15 protein-coding genes are annotated in these 20,539 nt (G+C 34.8%); 2 read left to right on the top strand and 13 right to left on the bottom strand.

Features of this window, described 5'->3' with window-relative positions:
• Position 1: 1 nt before the first annotated feature.
• The 12 genes from R4Y45_RS00605 to rsmG all read right to left on the bottom strand — a co-directional run bounded on the left by R4Y45_RS00605 (position 2) and on the right by rsmG (position 11,552).
• Positions 2-1,318 carry a D-alanyl-D-alanine carboxypeptidase family protein gene (locus R4Y45_RS00605; RefSeq protein ID WP_339968240.1) on the bottom strand — a complete coding sequence of 439 codons (1,317 nt, stop codon included), beginning with the start codon at positions 1,316-1,318 and terminating at the stop codon, positions 2-4.
• 17 nt (positions 1,319-1,335) lie between these two features.
• Positions 1,336-2,469 (bottom strand): sensor histidine kinase, encoded by a 1,134-nt coding sequence (locus R4Y45_RS00610; protein WP_339968242.1) that lies wholly within the window; start codon positions 2,467-2,469, stop codon positions 1,336-1,338.
• Between the two features lies 1 nt (position 2,470).
• Positions 2,471-3,160 (bottom strand): response regulator transcription factor, encoded by a 690-nt coding sequence (locus tag R4Y45_RS00615; protein ID WP_339968244.1) that lies wholly within the window; start codon positions 3,158-3,160, stop codon positions 2,471-2,473.
• 20 nt (positions 3,161-3,180) lie between these two features.
• Positions 3,181-4,545, bottom strand: a complete 1,365-nt coding sequence (locus tag R4Y45_RS00620) for a L,D-transpeptidase family protein (protein WP_339968246.1) — start codon at positions 4,543-4,545, stop codon at positions 3,181-3,183.
• A gap of 149 nt (positions 4,546-4,694) precedes the next feature.
• Positions 4,695-6,080: an Nramp family divalent metal transporter gene (locus tag R4Y45_RS00625; protein WP_339968248.1), complete on the bottom strand. Its 1,386-nt coding sequence runs from the start codon at positions 6,078-6,080 to the stop codon at positions 4,695-4,697.
• A 132-nt stretch (positions 6,081-6,212) separates the two neighbouring features.
• Positions 6,213-6,923 carry a DUF1129 domain-containing protein gene (locus R4Y45_RS00630; RefSeq protein WP_339968250.1) on the bottom strand — a complete coding sequence of 237 codons (711 nt, stop codon included), beginning with the start codon at positions 6,921-6,923 and terminating at the stop codon, positions 6,213-6,215.
• 21 nt (positions 6,924-6,944) lie between these two features.
• A complete protein-coding gene (gene ychF / locus R4Y45_RS00635; protein WP_339968252.1) occupies positions 6,945-8,045 on the bottom strand; it encodes a redox-regulated ATPase YchF in 1,101 nt (366 codons plus the stop codon).
• A 17-nt stretch (positions 8,046-8,062) separates the two neighbouring features.
• Complete coding sequence (locus R4Y45_RS00640; protein ID WP_339968254.1) at positions 8,063-8,308, bottom strand: DUF951 domain-containing protein; 246 nt, start codon at positions 8,306-8,308, stop codon at positions 8,063-8,065.
• Positions 8,309-8,323: 15 nt separating this feature from the next.
• Positions 8,324-9,193: a ParB/RepB/Spo0J family partition protein gene (locus R4Y45_RS00645; RefSeq protein ID WP_339968257.1), complete on the bottom strand. Its 870-nt coding sequence runs from the start codon at positions 9,191-9,193 to the stop codon at positions 8,324-8,326.
• Entirely contained in the window at positions 9,183-9,950 is a 768-nt protein-coding gene (locus R4Y45_RS00650; protein ID WP_339968259.1) for a ParA family protein, read from the bottom strand. Before R4Y45_RS00650 ends, R4Y45_RS00645 begins: the two co-directional genes overlap by 11 nt.
• A gap of 14 nt (positions 9,951-9,964) precedes the next feature.
• Positions 9,965-10,822, bottom strand: a complete 858-nt coding sequence (locus tag R4Y45_RS00655) for a ParB/RepB/Spo0J family partition protein (protein ID WP_339968261.1) — start codon at positions 10,820-10,822, stop codon at positions 9,965-9,967.
• A gap of 10 nt (positions 10,823-10,832) precedes the next feature.
• On the bottom strand, positions 10,833-11,552 hold the full coding sequence (gene rsmG, locus R4Y45_RS00660; protein WP_339968264.1) for a 16S rRNA (guanine(527)-N(7))-methyltransferase RsmG: 720 nt from the start codon (positions 11,550-11,552) through the stop codon (positions 10,833-10,835).
• 146 nt (positions 11,553-11,698) lie between these two features.
• Between rsmG and R4Y45_RS00665 the strand changes: the two genes are divergently transcribed.
• Complete coding sequence (locus tag R4Y45_RS00665) at positions 11,699-12,223, top strand: CvpA family protein (RefSeq protein ID WP_339968266.1); 525 nt, start codon at positions 11,699-11,701, stop codon at positions 12,221-12,223.
• 52 nt (positions 12,224-12,275) lie between these two features.
• Here R4Y45_RS00665 and R4Y45_RS00670 read toward each other — a convergent pair whose 3' ends face one another.
• Positions 12,276-19,376, bottom strand: a complete 7,101-nt coding sequence (locus R4Y45_RS00670) for a hypothetical protein (RefSeq protein ID WP_339968268.1) — start codon at positions 19,374-19,376, stop codon at positions 12,276-12,278.
• Positions 19,377-19,700: 324 nt separating this feature from the next.
• Between R4Y45_RS00670 and thiD the strand changes: the two genes are divergently transcribed.
• Positions 19,701-20,519 (top strand): bifunctional hydroxymethylpyrimidine kinase/phosphomethylpyrimidine kinase, encoded by an 819-nt coding sequence (thiD, locus tag R4Y45_RS00675; RefSeq protein ID WP_339968270.1) that lies wholly within the window; start codon positions 19,701-19,703, stop codon positions 20,517-20,519.
• The last annotated feature ends 20 nt before the right edge of the window (positions 20,520-20,539 follow it).

A 20,539-nucleotide genomic window follows, 5' to 3' on the forward strand; every position in this document is an offset into this window, starting at 1 on the left:
ATTATTTTCCAAATAAACTACTGAAGAATGATGAAATGGCGTGCCAAATTTTTTCAAAAAAGTTCATTTCGTCAACAGAATCTTTAGTAACAATGGCAACTTCATCACTTTTTGTATCTAAATATCCTAAGCCATCATCGTTCAATTTCACATGACCGACTTGTTGGCCTTTATTAACGCTGTTTAATTCGTTATCTTTAACAGTCATTTCAATAGAAGTTTTTGGTGTTTCATCATTTGCTTTTTTAAATACAACAACAGGTGCTGCTGTTTCAAGCTTTACTTCAGGTGATTTAGCATAGTTTAACTTCAATGGTGTTGTGATTTCTTGATGTGCATCATAAACTTTCACTTTAGTATAGTTTTTGAATACATCACGCATAATATCTGCTGTAACTTTAAAGCGTTTACCTTTATCATTATCGTCTCCGTTGGCGTGCATGACAATTGTAATGACACGGTAACCATTTTTTTCTGCAGTTCCAACAAAACATTCTCCTGCAGCATCAGTAGTCCCTGTTTTAAGACCATCAACAGGTAAATCGGCATAATTATCTGGCATACCAGGTAGCATACGGTTGAAACTTGTCATTTTATAAGAATCTGTACGTCCTGAAGCAAAAATTTGTGAAGATTGTTTAGTAATTGCCAATGTATCAGGATAATCGTTGATGACATGTTGCGCAATTCTAGCTAAACTTTGCGCAGACATTTCGTTTTCAACATTTGAACTAACACCAGGTACGCGATATTTTTCAGGAATATCAGAATTAGATAGCCCACTCACATTGACAATTTTGGCATCGCGAATATTCCATTGTGCAAGTTGTTTGTTCATCATTTCAACAAAATCTTTTTGAGAACCTGCCACTTTATTAGCCAACAACATTGCGGCAGCATTTGAAGAATAAATCCATCCCGATTCATAAAGTTCTTTTACACTGTATTTTTCACCTGCTGTTAGTGGGATATTTGATAAGCGCGTATCTTTTGTCCACTCAGCAATATCTTGTGGCACTGTTAGTTGATCATCAAAGGATAACTTACCGTTTTTAATCTGATCACGAACAATATAAAGTGTTAGCATCTTTGTCATCGAAGCAATTGGCAAAACTTGGGTTGACTCTTGATTAAACAAGATTTTTCCTGTTTCAGCCTCAACAGCTAATGCTGATTTTGCACTTACTTTTGTTTGACTGTTTGCAGTTTCAACTGCTACAACTGTTTGTGATGATGTGCTTAAGATTGGTGCAGTAAAAAACGACAATAATAGTGTAATTATTGTCATTAATGTCATTTTTTGAGTTTTTGTTTTCATAAACTCTTTTCCTACCTTCAATTTTTTTCCATAAAATACTGGGGCATTTCAATTACAAATTTAGTCAATTTTGCATTGGATTGTGCAAAAATCTGACCATGATGTAACGTAATAATTTCTTTTGAAATAGCAAGACCTAGCCCTGTTCCTCCTGTTTGTGTTGAACGTGAACTTTCAACACGATAAAAACGTTCAAATAAACGATTTAGTGAAGCTTTGGGTATTTTTTGACCATTATTTTCGACAGTCATCTCTACTTGACCGTTTTCTGCTTTAGCCGTTAGTTTAATTAGCGTTGCTTTTTTCCCGTATTTCAATGCATTACTAATCAAATTATTAAATACACGACCTAATTTTTCATTATCTGCGTTCATTTCCAGTCGGCTAGGTGAAACCTCAACTTCAATCTTGATACCTTTTTCTTTTGCTTCTAGCTCAAAACTAGCCGCTAATTGATTTAACATATCATCGACAACAAAATTATTGGGATTGATATTCACTTGGCGTTCGTGAACCGTTGTATAGTCAAATAAATCATCGGCTAATACCTTCATTTGCTGCGACTTAATATAGGCGATATCAACGTAATGTTTGATATTTTCATCATTAAAATTCATTGTCTGCAAAAGTCCCAAATAACCAATAATCGAGGTTAGCGGTGTGCGAATATCGTGACTAACGTTTGTGATTAGTTCTTCGTTTCTTTTTTTAATCGCACGTTCTTCATTCATTGCGGTGACTGTACTATCAACCAATGAATTGATACTATCCACCATTCGCTGAAGATCATTTTCAACCACAAAATTAATACGGTGATCAAAATGACCTTGTGCAATATAATGCAATTCTGAAATGACATGGCGCATTTGCATTTGGCGATAACGTCTGAGTAATCGCCAATACAATACAACAATATCTAAAACAACCATAAAGCTAATTAAAAAGATTTGAACTGGCAAACTATCAAAATTATATCGAAATAAAATTGCATCTTTCAAAAGTTCACTTAAATTAGTGTGGTTAATAATCGCCGAATTAATTAAGATTGTGATCGATAAATTCAGTAGTAACAGTAAGATAACTGTGATAACACCTTCAATAAAAAGCTCACTTTTTTCTTTTGGCGTCAACTGAACCTTTGGCTTAGTCATATTAGACCTCCACTTTGTATCCGACTCCCCAAACCGTTTCAATTACTTTTTCACCATCTGTGGCTTCTTCAATTTTATCACGCAAATGACTCACATGAACCATAACGGTTTTAGCTGAAACGACACTTTCTTGTCGCCAAACTTTTTCAAAAATTTCGTTAGCTGAGAAAACACGATTAGGGTGTGTCGCTAATAAATGTAAAATCCCAAATTCCAAAGCAGTTAATTGAATTTTTTTACCTGCTTGTGTTTTAACTTCGTGTGAATCTTTATTAATTTCAAGTGGGCCAACCTTCAAAATAGCTGGTTCTGAAGCTGTCACTTTCTTTTCACTACGACGTAGTAATGATCGTACACGAGCCATCACTTCAAGTGGGTTAAATGGTTTTGAGACATAGTCATCAGCACCTGTAATTAATCCCTTAATCTTGTCCATATCAGCTGTTTTGGCGGAAACCACAATAATTGGAATGTCTGAATCACGTCTAACTTGCTTAATAACATCTATTCCACTCATATTTGGCATCATAATATCTAAAATCATTAATCCAATTTCAGAAGATAATGTACTTAACTTTGAGACTGCTTCTTGACCACTGTGAGCTGCAACAGGTTCATAGCCTTCATTTTTTAGGTAGATACTGAGTAGTTCTACAATTTCTTTATCATCATCAACAACTAAAATTTTCAATTTTTAGACCTCTTTTCATTTTAATAAATTACAACAGGTGTTCCCATAGCAACCGCTGAGTAAACTTGTGGCATTACACTTGGTGAGATATTGATACAACCATGAGAACCATGAGTTTGATACCAAGTACCTCCAAATTTTGGTTGCCAATTTGCATCGTGCAACCCAACACCTGTATTGTCGATTGGCATCCAGTAATTTACTGGCGAAGCATAAGATGTCCCATCATTGTTAAGACCTCTAAGTACTGCATTTTGTTGTTTAGACCAAACGGCCCAAACACCTTTTGGTGTATCTTGTCCTGGCAATCCTGTCACAACATCTGTTGTAAGAACTAATTGGCCTTGTTTATAAATCCATAGCTTTTGTGAAGCAATATTAACTTCAACATAAGTATCCCCAATGTCAGTTCCATTAGTGTTGTAGCCAGAACCGACAATTTTAGGTTGTCTTGAGAATTTATTACCATTTAAAATATCTTGTTTTAACTGGCTAAGTTCAGACTCAATGTTAATACTCCACCCATAAGTTCCAGCTGGAACCGTTACAACAGCACCAGATGTTGTTTTAAAGATTCTTGATTTATTAACCGTACTATACTTTTGATTCAAGCTACGTAGGTAAGTTCTCATTGCGGTTTCATCAAAATTAATGTTGTTATCTTTAAAATCAACCCAAGATAACACTAAGTTGTTAGAAACAACTTCTGTATTATTACCAATAGTATAGTTTCCTGAAACATTAGCTACACCATTCAATGTTTTAAGGTTATTTTGCAAATCAGCATTGTCTGACATCACAGCTGGTTTAACATATTGTTCATTTAGTTGAATAGTTTGATTACCTTTTTCAATGTTTTCAAAAATATAAGTCATGACTTGATCAACATTGAATTGGTTACCTTGCACTTCAGATATCAGTTGAAAACCTTGGTTACCGGTTCTTTGAATGCTGGCATTTTTAGATTCAGTTCGATTTTGATTTTCTTTCGTCAAAAGAGCTGATAAGTATGCCTTAGCTGATGCTTCATCAAAACCTTGATTTTGTGTCGCACTGACAGTTTGACTACCTTTAAATAGCCAAGGATTTTGTTGATTCATACGTGTTGTTAAGTCAGTTGTATAATCAACTTTTAATCCAATATCTTTGCCGGTAAATTGGCCCACTACTTTATCTCCATCGCGTAATGTGTATGTCGTTTCATTCAATTTATTTGTTAATTTTGTTTCTGCTTCGTCTTTAGTCAATTGACCAATAGATTGACCGTAAACGGTTGTTCCTGGTAAGAATCGACTGCTGTAATATGATCCAAAGCCGACGTAAACAACTAGTAAACTCAACAAAAAAACAAAAACCCCGATTGTTACTTTATTTGTTTTCTTCATATGTATACCTCACTATTTATTACTTAATCACTCATTATTAGTTCATTATATACTAGTTTACTTAACGCTATCAATCTATCCCAGCAAAACAAAAGAAAAACTAAAATAAAAAAAGGCGAACAACGCCTTGCTGTCCGCCTTTTATGTAATTATTGAACCCAACCTAATGTTTGCAAAATCAAAAAGATATTGAGCCCTGTTAAAATAACAGCTACTAAGCTTGAAGTTATGGTTACCCATTTCTTATTAACAAAAGGTCCCATAATTTTTTTGTTAGCTGTAAAGATAACTAAAGGAATAATTGACACCGGTAATGCAATACTTAAGAAAACTTGTGAAAATACCAGCAAATCTTCAATCTTAGCTTCATTACTGTGGTAAATTATTGCAAAAATTAAAACAGGAATCACTGAAATTAAGCGAGTAATCACACGTCTAGCCCACATTGGCATTTTTAAGTGAATAAAGCCCTCCATCACAATTTGTCCTGACAAAGTTCCGGTGATTGTGGAGTTTTGACCTGAAGCTAGTAAAGCAACCGCAAATAAAACACTTAAGACAGGGCTGGCAATAACACCAGCAACTTGTGGATTTTGAAGCGCATTGTACAATTCAGAGAAAGTTCCTAAGTCTGTTTGTGAACCGTAAAATAACGCTGCCCCTAATAGTAAAAGCAAAGTATTAACAACAAAAGCCACTGACAACTGAATATTTGAATCTAAAACTGTAAATTTAATTGCACGTTTTTTCTCTGAAAGGTCATGACGATCATATTGTCTAGCTTGAGCAATTGAAGAGTGCAAGTATAAATTGTGAGGCATTACGGTTGCCCCTACAATACCCAAAGCAATATAGAATGCACCTTTATTTGTTACTACTTCAGGTTGTGGGACATAGCCAGCAAACATGGTCCCTAGGTCTGGTCTAGCTAAGATAACCTCGTACATAAAGATGACTAAAATAGAAACAATTAAAGCCGCTACAATTGCTTCAATTTTACGAAATCCTAATTTCATCAATAGTAACAACAACATCACATCTAAAGTCGTCAAAAATATTCCGACAATCAAGGGTAAATTAAATAGCAATTTAAGTGCAATCGCAGCTCCAACAATTTCGGCAATATCTGTCGCCATAATAGCAAGTTCTGTAATAATCCAAAGCGTATAACGTAACCATGTTGGTGAATGCTTAGCTGTTGCTTGAGCTAAGTCCATCCCACTAGCAATTCCCAGTCTTGCTGACATGGCTTGTAGTAACATCGCAATTAAACTTGAAATTAAAATAACGCTAAGTAGTAAATAACGATATTGTGCTCCCCCAGCAATCGATGTTACCCAGTTACCAGGATCCATATACCCAACTGCAACTAAAGCACCTGGCCCACTAAAGGCAAAAAGTGTTTTCCAAAAACCACCTTTTTTAGGTACTGCTACCGTCCCGTTAATTTCTTCAAGTGAAGGCCCATCTGCATAATGAAACAACTTCGCTTCTTCATTAGTCATATTATCCCGTTCGCTTTCTTCCTTACTCATTAAAGCTCCTCCTTAAACCAAATAAACTTATCTAAGATGCATCATACTCTTTTATTAGGGATTTGTACATAAAAAATTAGGCTAGCTTAATTTTTTTGTTTAATAAACAAAAAAATAACATGCCTCAGCATGTTATCTTCTTCCCGCATTAGTTGGATTAAGCGGACTATATTTAATATTGTAGTATTTTCTAAATCCATAACGAACCGCAAATAAGACAGCAGCCAAAATAATAAATCCAAGACCCGATGGTGTTGGGTTAATGACTGGTGGCAAGTACATGGTGGCACTCGTTAGTCCCATGTAAATCACAATCACTATTATGAAGTAAAGTAATAATTTCCACCATTTTGGACGCTCTGATTTTGGTTTTTGCATCATGATATTATAGTAAGGCATCATCACCCCAAATAATATGGCAATCATTAAAACACTCAAAACACCAAATTGACTAGCAGCTGGACGGTTGGCTGTAAATAAGGTCATAATTCCAAGTAAAACTGAGAACATCACCGCATAAAACAGACCAGAGTCAACAGCTAATTGCCAGTATGGATAATCCGCATAAGTTGCACCTTCAGGTTTTGCCTTTTTGTTTAATAACTGATTGGCAAATTGACTAGCAGAGCCGTAAACCTTATTAGCTGGACGGCCTTTTCTTTGTTCTTGAATCATTTCTTCAAGGTGATCATTAACCTTTTGTTCAGCTTGCTCAGTTGTTAACTGTTGCCCTTGGAGAAATTTTTCCACACGATAAACGTATTCTGCATTACGCTTAGTAAGTTCTTGTCTTAAAGCAGCATGGTCAACTGCTTTAGGTTCTTCTTTTTGAGATTGTGCCAACGAAATCGCTCCTTATCGTTATTAAACGTTAAATCTAAATTCAATAATATCGCCATCTTCAACGATATATTCTTTACCTTCTAAACGAACACGTCCTGCTTCTTTCACTTTTTGCATAGATTCATATTTGTCTAAGTCATCAAAAGCGACAACTTCAGCACGGATAAACCCACGTTCAAAGTCGGAGTGAATAACACCAGCAACTTGTGGGGCTTTCATGCCTTTTTTGAATGTCCAAGCACGGGTTTCTTTTTCACCAGCTGTAAAAAATGTTTGTAAACCTAGTAAGTAGTAAGCTGCTTTAATTAAACGATCTAGACCTGATTCTGTCACACCTTCAGCTTCTAAGAATTCTTGACGTTCATCTTCATCCAGTGTCGCAATTTCTTCTTCAGTTTTAGCAGAAATAGCTAAAGCATCGGCACCTTCATTGTTTGCATATTCTTTGATTAACTTGAAGTATTCAACTTCTTCAGGGTTAGCCATATTTTCTTCAGCAATGTTACCTACATAAATAATCGGTTTTGAAGTTAACAAGAAAAGACCTTTAACAATTTTTTGTTCTTCTTCAGTGAACTCGATTGAACGAACAGATCCACCTTCTTCAAGAACAGGTTTAATTTTGTTTAGCACCTCAAGTTCTGCTAAAGCATCTTTATCTTTAGTACGGGCAACTTTTTCAACTTTACCTAAACGTTTTGTCACACTGTCTAAATCAGATAGACTCAACTCTAAGTTGATTGTTTCAATATCTTCGATTGGATCAACTTTACCCGTTACACTAGTAATATTATCATCATCGAATGCACGCACAACGTGTACGATTGCATCCACTTGGCGAATGTTTTCTAAGAATTTGTTTCCTAGTCCTTCACCCTTACTTGCACCTTTTACAAGTCCTGCAATATCAGTAAATTCAAAAGTTGTTTTGATAATTTTTTTAGCGGGGATTAAATCTGTAATACGGTTTAATCGGTCATCTGGAACTTCAACCATTCCTACGTTTGGGTCGATTGTCGCAAATGGGTAGTTCGCCATTTCCGCTCCTGCTTTTGTAATTGCGTTAAAAAGTGTTGATTTACCAACGTTAGGTAAACCGACAATTCCTGCTGTTAATGCCATGAATAAAAATTCTCCTTCTATAATTTTGGTTGTTGTAATTGGTCAAGTGTCACATAATGTGACTCTTGTTCAATTTTAACATCGGGGTGTTTAGTTGCAATTTTTTTCAAACGTTTTGAAAAATCGCGACGAGGCATCATAATAATATGCCCACACCCCATACAACAAATTTTGATATCTGCACCTAATCGAATCACTTCAAAACGATTCTGACCACATGCATGTGACTTTTTCATTGTCACTAAATCGCCTAATTCAAACATATATACCACCTATAGTTAATCAATTGAAATATCTAAAATATCTAAAATCCGGTTTAAATCTTCTGTTGATAAGTAGTCAATTTGGATTTTTCCACGACCGCTTTTATCGGACTTAATCGCAACTTGTGATCCAAATTTGTCTTCTAGTTTTTTCTCACTTGAAATTACAAAAGGTGACTTTTTGGCAACCGCTGCTTTCTTGGTTTTTTGACTTTGTTCATTTAACTGTTGAACTAAAGTTTCTAAACGACGTACTGTCATTCCTTCAGATGCGGCTTTTTTAGCTAATAAGTCAATTTTTTTCTTGTCTTTTAGTCCCAGTAAAGTTCTCGCTTGTCCCATTGAAATTTTTTCAGATTGCAATAGTTGTTTAGTTGCCACGGGCAGTGCTAATAATCGCAAATAGTTAGCAATATAAGGTCGACTTTTACCTAAACGTTTAGACATTTCACCTTGCGTTAAATTCAAATCATTTTGCAAAGTTTGATAGGCTTGTGCTTCTTCAAGTGGCGTTAAGTTTTCTCGTTGTAAGTTTTCAAGTACCGCAATTTCCATCATTTGCTTTTCGTCAAGTTGACGAACAATAGCGGGGATGGTTTCTTTTTCAGCTAACTTGCTAGCACGTAATCGACGTTCTCCTGCAACTAAATCATAGCCACTCACACTTTTTCTAACGATAATAGGTTGAAAAACACCATTTAACGCGATTGATTCTGCCAGTTCCTTTAAAGCAACTTGGTCAAAAGTTTTTCTGGGTTGGTAAGGATTAGGTCTAATATTTTCGAGTTTGATTTCTTCTACATTTTCGTTTGAGTCAGCATTATCGAAATCAGAAAAAATAGCATCGATTCCACGCCCTAATCCAGATTGTCTTTTATCCTTCATTGGCTGAAAGCACTTCCTTTGCTAATTCTTGATATACCAGTGTACCACGTGATCGTTTATCGTAATCAATAATCGCCTGTCCATAACTTGGTGCCTCAGCAAGGCGTGCGATTCTTGGGATAATTGTTTTGTAAACTTTATCTCCAAAGTAAGTTTTCACTTCTTGAATCACTTCCGCCCCTAAATTGGTTCTAGCATCATACATTGTCATTAAAACCCCTTCAACACCAAGTGCTTTGTTGAAGTGTTTTTGAACTAAACGAATAGTGTTGAGTAATTGACTCAATCCTTCTAAAGCATAGTACTCACTTTGAACAGGAATTAAAATAGTATGACTAGCTGTAAATGCATTAATCGACAATTGACCTAAAGAAGGCGGACAATCGATTAAAATATAATCATACTTGTCGATAACTTCATCAATTCCATTTTTCAATCGTGTTTCTCTTGCCATCAATGAAATCAATTCCGTTTCAGCGCCTGCCAGCTGAATAGTTGCAGGTACCAAATCTAAGTTTTTGTGAGAAGTTTGATGAATCGTATCCACGAGTGGGACTTCATTAATCAACACATCATAAACATCTTGTTCAACATCTGCTGGTGAAACGCCTAAGCCACTGGTCGCATTACCTTGTGGATCAGTATCGACAATCAACACGCGTTGGTTTTCATCTGCCAAACTGGCTCCCAAGTTAATGGTCGTCGTTGTCTTGCCAACACCACCTTTTTGATTAGCAACTGATATAATATGTGCCATAAAAAATAATCACCTTACCCCTTATCTAATTCAATGACAATTTTGTAATTACCTGAATCTTCAGATTCTTCATAGCGAACTTTTGTCCCGGTTTGTTCAACTAAATTAATCGTTTTCTTAATTGTATTAATTGGGACTTTTAGATTACGTGCGGTTTTAAGTTGCACATTTTTCTTAGCCTTACTATACAAATTAGTAGCTTGTTGTGGATGATCTAAAAAGTCTTTAACTAATTGTCTAGACTGCTCAACTGTTAAATTATCCTCTATAATAGTTTGAGCTAGCTGATTTTGTTGGTCTCCATTTAAACTTATTAAAGTTCTCGCATGATTTTGTGTGAGTTTTTGAGTAACCACATAATTTTGAATTTCAGGTGAAACGCGTAATAACGATAATTTTGCTGAAATGTAAGATTGTGTTTTACCCAAATAGTTTGCCAACTTAATTTGGGTTAAATCATACTTATCTAGTAACCGTTGATACGATTTAGCTTCTTCTATTGGATTGAGTGGTTCTGTTTGAAAGTTCCCAATAATTGACAATGTTGCGGCTTGAAAATCATCAAACTCATCGATAATAGCTGGAATTTTATCCCAATCAAGTAGCTTTGCTGCCCGAATTCGATGCTCTCCTGAAATAACTTCGTAACTATTTTCTGCTAAAGTTCTCACGACAATAGGTTGAAGCAAACCATAACTTTGCATTGTATTTGCTAGTTCTTCAAGCATCACTTGATCAAACTCTTCATGAGGTTGAAAAGGATTTGATTTAATCTGACTGACTGGCAAATGGTCAATATATTTTCTGTTTTCGATTTTATTTTCTGGTTCTTTTTGCTGCTGTTTTTTTCTCCTAAAAAAAGAAATACCCATGATCATGCTCCTATAAAGGTTTTCTAGTTGGTGTCCCTGCTTTTCTTGGGTAAGCTTTAGGTATTTGGCCAACTTTTTGAATTAAAGTAAGCGCTCTTGGTTCGTCACTTAACGGTAGACTAATTTCTAAATTATCAACTAGCTTGCCGTTCAACAAATCTAAAGCTCTTTTTGAATCTGCAATTTCTTCTAAGCTGCTTGAGCCTTTTAATGCTACCATGTAACCATTTGGTTTCACAAATGGTAAACAGTACTCACTCAAGACGTTCAGTCTTGCCACTGCACGAGCCGTAGCCAAATCATATTGTTCACGATGATTTTGGTCACGACCAATATCTTCTGCACGACCATGAACTAATGAAACATTATCTAAGCCTAATTCATCAACTAATTCGCTTAAAAACTTCAATCGCTTATTTAAAGAATCGACAATTGTTACTTCTAGTTCTGGTTGCAAAATTTTCATTGGAATAGAAGGAAATCCTGCGCCTGCACCAATATCGGCTAGCTTTTTAGACCCTTGAAAATAATCTTTAAAATGAATAAGTGGTGTAATTGAATCAAAAAAGTGTTTTAAATAAACATCTTCTTCATCAGTTATTGCTGTTAAGTTAACAGATTCATTAACTTCGACTAATTTTTTGAAATAATGATGAAATTGTTCGATTTGTGTTGGTGTCAAATCGAATCCATTTTTTTGTAGTTCGTTAACAAATTGTTCTGGATTCATAGTTCCTCCATAAATTATTTAATTTGTATTTTTGTGTTAAAATTGATTAAAGCTATACCATTAATCATAACATTAATGCCGTCGTTTTTCGCTCAAAAATTAGAGTTTGTTACCAATTTAGGCAACAAAATTAAGGAGTTTTATCAATGATTTTAAGTATCATTATTCTAATCTATTTGATTTCTAAAATTTACAGTGGGTATAAAAAAGGATTTACTAACCGCTTGCTTTCTTATGTTGGTAAGATTGTAACGTTTGTCTTAGCACTTTTTCTACAAGCCCCAATTGGACAAATTGTCTTTCAACTAATCTATAACCAAGACATTCAAACAAGCAGTGATATTTCAAAAATATTAATTGCACGTTTCATTGCTTTCTTTGCTATTTTAATTATTGGTTACTTAATTATTATTTCTCTCAAGGCAGTAACATCACCTATTACTAACTTTGCACCAATTAAACTTGTAGATAGCCTAATTGGAATGGCTTTCAACTTTATTATTGGCTATGTTTTAGTATTTATGATTGTTTCAATGCTTAACATTTTAAAAGTCGATTGGTTTATGAGCCAAGCAAGTCAAACACCCCTAATTGATTTCATCTTGCATCAAACACCAATTTTTACACAGCAAGTATTCAATGAAATATTTGCACATTTTAATTTTAAATAAACACACTAAAAAACTCTTAAGGTTTTCCTTAAGAGTTTTTCTTTTGTTCCAATTAATTTAAATACTGAGTTTGAACCCAAATATTTTTATCTGCAGAACCAATTCGAGTATATGAGATACCATCTGAAACTATTGTATCAAAAGTTGTAATAAAAGATTGACTTGGCGTGTAGCTACCAAAAATCGCCTGAGCTTGACCTTGGTTGTCAATCATCCAATTTTGAACACCATATCCTTTGACATAGTTAACTTCTTTTAATACAGGATCTTGTAAATATTTCTTTTGAATCCATCTATTTTCACTAGTACTACCAATTTGAACATAGGTATCACCATTAATTACACGTTCTTTATCTAAAACTTTAATTGTTTCACCTGTTGGAATTAAAGAGTCTGAACCTGTCAGAGGTGTTGCTTGGTTATCCATAATAGTCCGAATACGTACACCATATCCAGGTACATAATGTACAGCTTGATAACTACCTGATTCAATGTATTGTGCTTGAATCCATTGATTACTATTTTTTGACTTAATTTGCACATATTTTATACCAGCAACAATTTTTTCATTAAATATCTTAACAGTAGTACTCGTTGGAATATAGACACCATTATCTTGAGTAAATGTTCCTTTTTCAGTCAAAATCCATTGCTGAACGCCATAACCTGGAACATAATGTACTTCTTTTGTCTTAGATTGATTTCTACTCTCCTCTAAGATACTTCTTATATCATTAAATGTTGTTGCCTGTTTAATTTTATTAATATAAAAGTCACTGTTTGGATAGTCTTTTACTTCATAAATAGCTTTTGATTTTTCATTTAACAATTGATTTTCAGTTGGGTTAGGGTCATATATCGTACTATTGGATTTATGTTGTGCCACAATATTCTCTATACCTAGATTTTTTAAATCAAGGATATTTTGCGATGTTAAGGCATTCTTGATATCATTCTTAACCTTTTCTGCCACAGTATTTACATTCTTGCTTTGATTACTTTTTTCAATAGGACTTAATGTCTGATCTGCATCAATTGCTTTTAATGTTTCAATTGCTTGATTCTCAATTGCCTTAATGGCAGACGTTCTTTGTAGTTCCAAATTAGCTGTCTGATATTGTTTAATGATATTAGCTTTTCCATCATTAACTGCATTTGATATTGTCTGTGCATCATAAGCTTGTTTAATAGCTGTTTTTGCATCTTCTGCCGCTTTTTTAGCTGCTTCAATTTGCGTTGCTTTTTGGGCATCAGTTAAGCTATTGTCACCAGTAATTAATGTAACTGTATCATTTAATTGTTTTTCAATATCTTCAGTTGCTTTTGTCTGCTGGTCTGAAACTGCTTTACCAGATTGATGAGCTGCTTTGATAGCTGTTACACCTTGAGTTTGTGCATCTACTATTTCTTGAGCTTTAGTTGCGGTATTGATTGCTGTCCTTGCTTCTTTTGCTCTATCACTTGCTGCCTTACTTTGTCTTGCTTTTTCAGCATTATCCAAAGTACCATCTTTTTCAATGTCAGCTAGTGTTTGAGTTTCGGCTGCATCGATACTATCCAATGCCAATGCTTTTTTGCCATCTAAACTTCCTGGCTGATGTTGTTTGATAATATTAGCTTTTCCATCATTGATTGCATTTGATATTGTCTGTGCATCATTTGCTTTTCCAATAGCTACTTTTGCATCTTCTCCAGCTTTTTGAGCGGCATTAATCTGCGTTGTTTTTTCTGCATCAGTTAAGCTATTGTCTCCACGAATTGCTGTTACAGTAGTGTTTACTTGTTGATCAATATCTTCAGTTGCTTTTGTCTGCTGGTCTGAAACTGCTTTACCAGATTGATGAGCTGCTTTGATAGCTGTTACACCTTGAGTTTGTGCATCTGCTATTTCTTGAGCTTTAGTTGCGGTATTGATTGCTGTCCTTGCTTCTTTTGCTCTATCACTTGCTGCCTTACTTTGTCTTGCTTTTTCAGCATTATCCAAAGTACCATCTTTTTCAATGTCAGCTAATACTTTTGCTTCTTGATCATTTATTGCTTTTACTGCTTTCACTTGTTGATCCAATAGCGATTCACTATTAGTTTGATGTTGACTAGCAATTTGTGCTTTCCCTTGCATCGTTGCTGCAATAATTCCCTGCGCATTTTGTGCTGCCTTTATCGCATCTTCTGCTTTTTTAGCTTCTGTATTTACTGCTGCGACTTGGTTGGCCTTTGTTGCGTCATCTAATGTCTTATCATCTGCAATATCTTTTAATGTTTGCGCTTTTTGAGCGTCAATTTGTGCCAAAGCATCTGTTTGTTGTTCAGAGACGCTCTTTTGAGATTGATGTTTGCTTTGAATGGCTGTAATTCCTGTATTTTGAGCGTCTTTTATGCTTTGCGCTTTTTGAGCATCTTTTATCGCTTGTTGACTTGCTTCAACTTGTTTAGTTACTTCTGCTTTTTGCGCTGCTTTTTGTTCGTTATTTAAAGTATCATCAGTATCAATTGCACTATTGACTTTTGTTGCTTCGGCATTAATTGCATCAATTGCAGCACTTCTTTGACTTTCTAATGTATTACCTTGTACATGTTGACTATCAATTTGTGCTTTTCCTTGCATCGTTGCTGCAATAATTCCTTGCGCATTTTGTACTGCTTTTATCGCATCTTCTGCTTTTTTGGCTTCTGTATTTACTGCTGCGACTTGGTTAGCCTTTGTTGCATCATCTAATGTCTTATCATCTGCAATATCTTTTAATGTTTGCGCTTTTTGAGCATCAATCTGTGCCAAAGCATCTGTTTGTTGTTCAGAGACGCTCTTTTGAGATTGATGTTTGCTTTGAATGGCTGTGATTCCTGTATTTTGAGCATCTTTTACACTTTGTGCATTTTGAGCATCTTTTATCGCTTGTTGACTTGCTTCAACTTGTTTAGTTACTTCTGCTTTTTGCGCTGCTTTTTGTTCATTATTTAAAGTATCGTCAGTATCAATTGCACTATTGACTTTTGTTGCTTCGGCATTAATTGCATCAATTGCAGCACTTCTTTGACTTTCTAATGTATTACCTTGTACATGTTGACTATCAATTTGTGCTTTTCCTTGCATCGTTGCTGAAATAATTCCTTGCGCATTTTTGGCTGCCTTTATCGCATCTTCTGCTTTTTTGGCTTCTGTATTTACTGCTGCGACTTGGTTGGCCCTTGTTGCGTCATCTAATGTCTTATCATCTGCAATATCTTTTAATGTTTGCGCTTTTTGAGCATCAATCTGTGCCAAAGCATCTGTTTGTTGTTCAGAGACGCTCTTTTGAGATTGATGTTTGCTTTGAATGGCTGTGATTCCTGTATTTTGAGCATCTTTTACACTTTGTGCATTTTGAGCATCTTTTATCGCTTGTTGACTTGCTTCAACTTGTTTAGTTACTTCTGCTTTTTGCGCTGCTTTTTGTTCATTATTTAAAGTATCGTCAGTATCAATTGCACTATTGACTTTTGTTGCTTCGGCATTAATTGCATCAATTGCAGCACTTCTTTGACTTTCTAATGTATTACCTTGTACATGTTGACTATCAATTTGTGCTTTTCCTTGCATCGTTGCTGCAATAATTCCTTGCGCATTTTGTACTGCTTTTATCGCATCTTCTGCTTTTTTGGCTTCTGTATTTACTGCTGCGACTTGGTTAGCCTTTGTTGCGTCATCTAATGTCTTATCATCTGCAATATCTTTTAATGTTTGCGCTTTTTGAGCATCAATCTGTGCCAAAGCATCTGTTTGTTGTTCAGAGACGCTCTTTTGAGATTGATGTTTGCTTTGAATGGCTGTGATTCCTGTATTTTGAGCATCTTTTACACTTTGTGCATTTTGAGCATCTTTTATCGCTTGTTGACTTGCTTCAACTTGTTTAGTTACTTCTGCTTTTTGCGCTGCTTTTTGTTCATTATTTAAAGTATCGTCAGTATCAATTGCACTATTGACTTTTGTTGCTTCGGCATTAATTGCATCAATTGCAGCACTTCTTTGACTTTCTAATGTATTACCTTGTACATGTTGACTATCAATTTGTACTTTTCCTTGCATCGTTGCTGAAATAATTCCTTGCGCATTTTGTGCTGCCTTTATCGCATCTTCTGCTTTTTTGGCTTCTGTATTTACTGCTGCGACTTGGTTGGCCCTTGTTGCGTCATCTAATGTCTTATCATCTGCAATATCTTTTAATGTTTGCGCTTTTTGAGCATCAATCTGTGCCAAAGCATCTGTTTGTTGTTCAGAGACGCTCTTTTGAGATTGATGTTTGCTTTGAATGGCTGTGATTCCTGTATTTTGAGCATCTTTTACACTTTGTGCATTTTGAGCATCTTTTATCGCTTGTTGACTTGCTTCAACTTGTTTAGTTACTTCTGCTTTTTGCGCTGCTTTTTGTTCGTTATTTAAAGTATCATCAGTATCAATTGAACTATTGACTTTTGTTGCTTCGGCATTAATTGCATCAATTGCAGCACTTCTTTGATTTTCAAGAGAAATTCTTTCAGATTGTCCTTTGTCATAAGCATACTTATAATCTGCTGTACCATTTGTATATTCTACTGTTTTCGAACTAGGATTTTCATATCCTGACTTAGCTGCATCATAACCTAATTTAAAATTGGAACCATTTACATATCTTGAATCAGATTTAGGATCATAATTTTTGTTCAGAATATTATCAAGAAAAAGCTTAATTCCTTCATCAACCTGTCTTCTATTTTTTTGTGAAATAATATCTTCAATTTGAGATTGAGTTAATACAATATTAGATGTTGTATCATTAATAACGTATTTCCCTTGTAATTTATAATTATTTAGTTCTTTCAAGTCAAATCCCTGAGGCAACACAAGAGAAAAAGGAATTGGTGTCCCATCACTATATGCTGGATTGTTTTTTAGTTTTAAATTATACAAGCTAGTTTGGTCATTTTTATTCTCTTCATTTTTATATTGGGGGTTAAATGCCACATTACCGTTCTTGTCTAAAAATTTAATGTAAATACTATTATTGGCATTATTATAAATTTTATTTGATGCCTCTGTTCTAACAGAACTGTTCAACACGTAATTATTCTGCTCATCTAAACTAAGACTGTAATCATTACTAAATTGAAAAGTCGGAATAGCTGCAAACTGCAAAAACTTAGTCTGTGAACCTGATGTGTTGGAGTAAGTAAATGCTTTTTGATTTTGACCATTCATATTTGAACCAACTGCATCCCCACCATTCATAGAAAATGATATTGATGAGTAAGGTACAATCCCATTACCAGTATCTACTCCCACATTCTTAGAAGTTAAGTTGTTAGATCCAGAAAATAGCTTACTATTAGGAGAATTTTGCATCCCTCTAATATCAAAAATAGCTCCAACTTGACTTGGCGAATCAATAGACATTCCGGCCCCTTGTACAAGGGTAACATTTCCACTTCCTGCTGCTGATACATTAAGTGTTGATAAATCATTTGCCTCTAATTTACCTGTTACGTTAACTAAAGTATTATTATTAGATATCAAATTTTGACCTATAACCTTAAATTTACCTGCATTTAAAGTCATAGTCCCTCCAATATATACACCTACTCTATCAGTATTTCTTGAAGCCAAAGGACCATCTAAAATAACGTTAAATTCAGCATTTTTTGCCAAAGTAACGTCTCCTCTGTTAAGATAAAACGCTGCAGCTAGATTGCGATATCCATTCGATTGTTGTTGCATAGCAGTATTAACTTGAGGTTTTATATTAATTTTTGCCCCTTCATTAACCTGCATACTCCCATTAGGCATATAAATACCATAAGCTACTCCGGTTGGAGAACTGCCGGCTCCACTAGTTCCATCTCCCATAGGACTCAAATCAACAATAGCACCAGATTCAAGAACAACATTACCATTAGTATTAATAGCTAGAGCCGTACCGTTGAAAGTGGAGCCGACATAATGACTACCAGACAAGAAAGTTAAAGAAGATACTTCCATATTTTCTTGAGTACTACCAGCGTTAGGATTTGCTTGATTCAAGTTTGCTTGTGAAGCAACATAATCTGGTGCTAAACCATTATTAACTGCTTCTAATCCTGGAATCTCTTTAGGTCTATAATTTTGACCACCATTTACTGTAACATTGTTTTTAACGTACACTTTGGTTGCTGTTGCACTGATTAGCTGAGGTCCAGTATAGGTAATGTTGTCATAAGTCAAAGTCCCACTACCCTGGTTTTTAGTTGGGCCATAAAAATTACCACCATACATTGTAATGTCTTTCATCGTTAAGTTTCCAACGGAGTTATTTTGAAAACTATAACTTGAATAATCAACAGTTTTTCCTCTACCATCTACAGTTAAATTTGTATTATTAAAACCAATATTAAGTTCACGTTCAGGTAAATAACTTTGCCGTGGACCATAATACGCATCACTCGTACCATATCCGATTACAGCACCATTTAACTGCCATAAACTAATATGATTCATCACCAAAATTTTGCGAGTACTTGAACTTAAATAAGCATTTCTTAACTCTTCTGCTGTTCTAACAAGTCGAGTTCCTTGTGTATTGTTAAAAAAGGCTTGCCCTTGTTGATATGCCGAGGTGTAAATTGATGAAGTATAATCTATTGTATTATCGTTTCTAGTGTTTTTAAAACTAGCATCTGGATCTGTACCATCATTAGTTCCATCAACAAATCCTTTATAAGTTAAATTATATGCTGTAATGTATTCTTGAGTTAATGTTTCACTTTCAGTTTTACCAGCTACTTGATTGTCTTTTAAGGCTTGAACATCAGCTAAAGCATCACTAACACCCTGACTAGTTGCAGATGCATTATCAGATCTAGGTTGTATTTCTAAGTCTTCTGAATGCAATAATGATTCTGTTGAAGAAGTTGTTTTAGGTTCTTCAACAACCGATTGTTTAGATTGTTCTTGATCGACAGTTGTTTGCTTAGGCGTTTGATTTTCCGACGATGAAGTATGTTGTTGAGCCCCCTCTTGCGCTTTAACAGTTAGTCCTAAATTGGGCATAGCACTTATTGAACCCAACAAGAAAAAGCTTGATAATGATACAATTACCCAGTTTTTCTTTTTTTTGCGTAAAATTTTCTTTTCTTGTGTTTTTTTAAATTGATTTTTATTGTACATAATTATTCCTCCTATTATATCGGAAACTACTTAAAATCCAAAATAATATTACTATCAGCCACTTATGCCAAACCATCTAACAAATTCAAAATACTACTAATTATTTGGTTGGACAAATAATAAGGTGCGTAAGTAATAAAATTATACATCTATCCAAAAAACATGATATATAATACATATTCATTTAATGTATTCTTAAATTTTAAGCTCACTCTCTTTAATCAACCTATCCATTATTTTTAATTAAATATTAATTTAAAGGTCGATTTTTCTTTAAATTAATAATAAAATAACGATAACAATAAGTTTAAGGAGTATATTACTATGATTAACGACTATCCACAGGTTCTAAGCATCGCTGGTTTTGACAGCGATGGTAGTGCAGGTATGCCTGCTGATTTACACACATTTTTTGCACACAAAGTTTATGGTATGGGGATTTTAACGGCCGCTGTTGCTGGTAACTCCTATCAAATTGAAGATGCCACCATGATGCCACTTTCTTTTATTGCTCAACAATTTGATACTTTAGCTAAAGACTTTGACATCCGTGCAAGCAAGACAGGTATGCTTTCAAGCAAGGAAATGATTAAAGTGGTCGTTGAAAAATATCAAGAAGTTAACTTTGGCCCATTAGTTGTTGATCCTGTTATTGTGACAAAACACGGTAACAAATTAATTGATGATGATGCGATTGATTTCTTCAAAGAAAACTTAATTCCACTGGCTGAAGTGATTACACCTAATTATTTTGAAGCTCGTACTTTAACCAACCTAGAATTAAAAAATGATAAAGAAATCCATCAAGCGGCCAAATACTTACACGAGCTAGGGGCTAAAAATGTTATTATTAAGGGTAAACATCATAAAGAAGATGGCCCTGAACAAGTAAGAGATTTAGTTTCACTTGAAAATGGTGATATTTTCTGGCTAGAACATGACTACTTAGATACTAACCGCATTAATGGAACAGGTGATACACTAGCAGCAGCTATTACGAGTCACTTGGCCTTAGGTGACACAGTCAAAGAAGCCATTACTAAGTCTGTTAACTTCACTCATGATGCGATTGCTCATGAAATTCAGGTTGGTCATCAATACGGTCCAATCAATCATTGGGCTGCAATGGATCGTTTAAATTAATACCCATTAGGAGAGGATTA

This window comes from Holzapfeliella saturejae (genome assembly GCF_037546065.1).
Classification (GTDB): Bacteria; Bacillota; Bacilli; order Lactobacillales; family Lactobacillaceae; genus Holzapfeliella; species Holzapfeliella saturejae.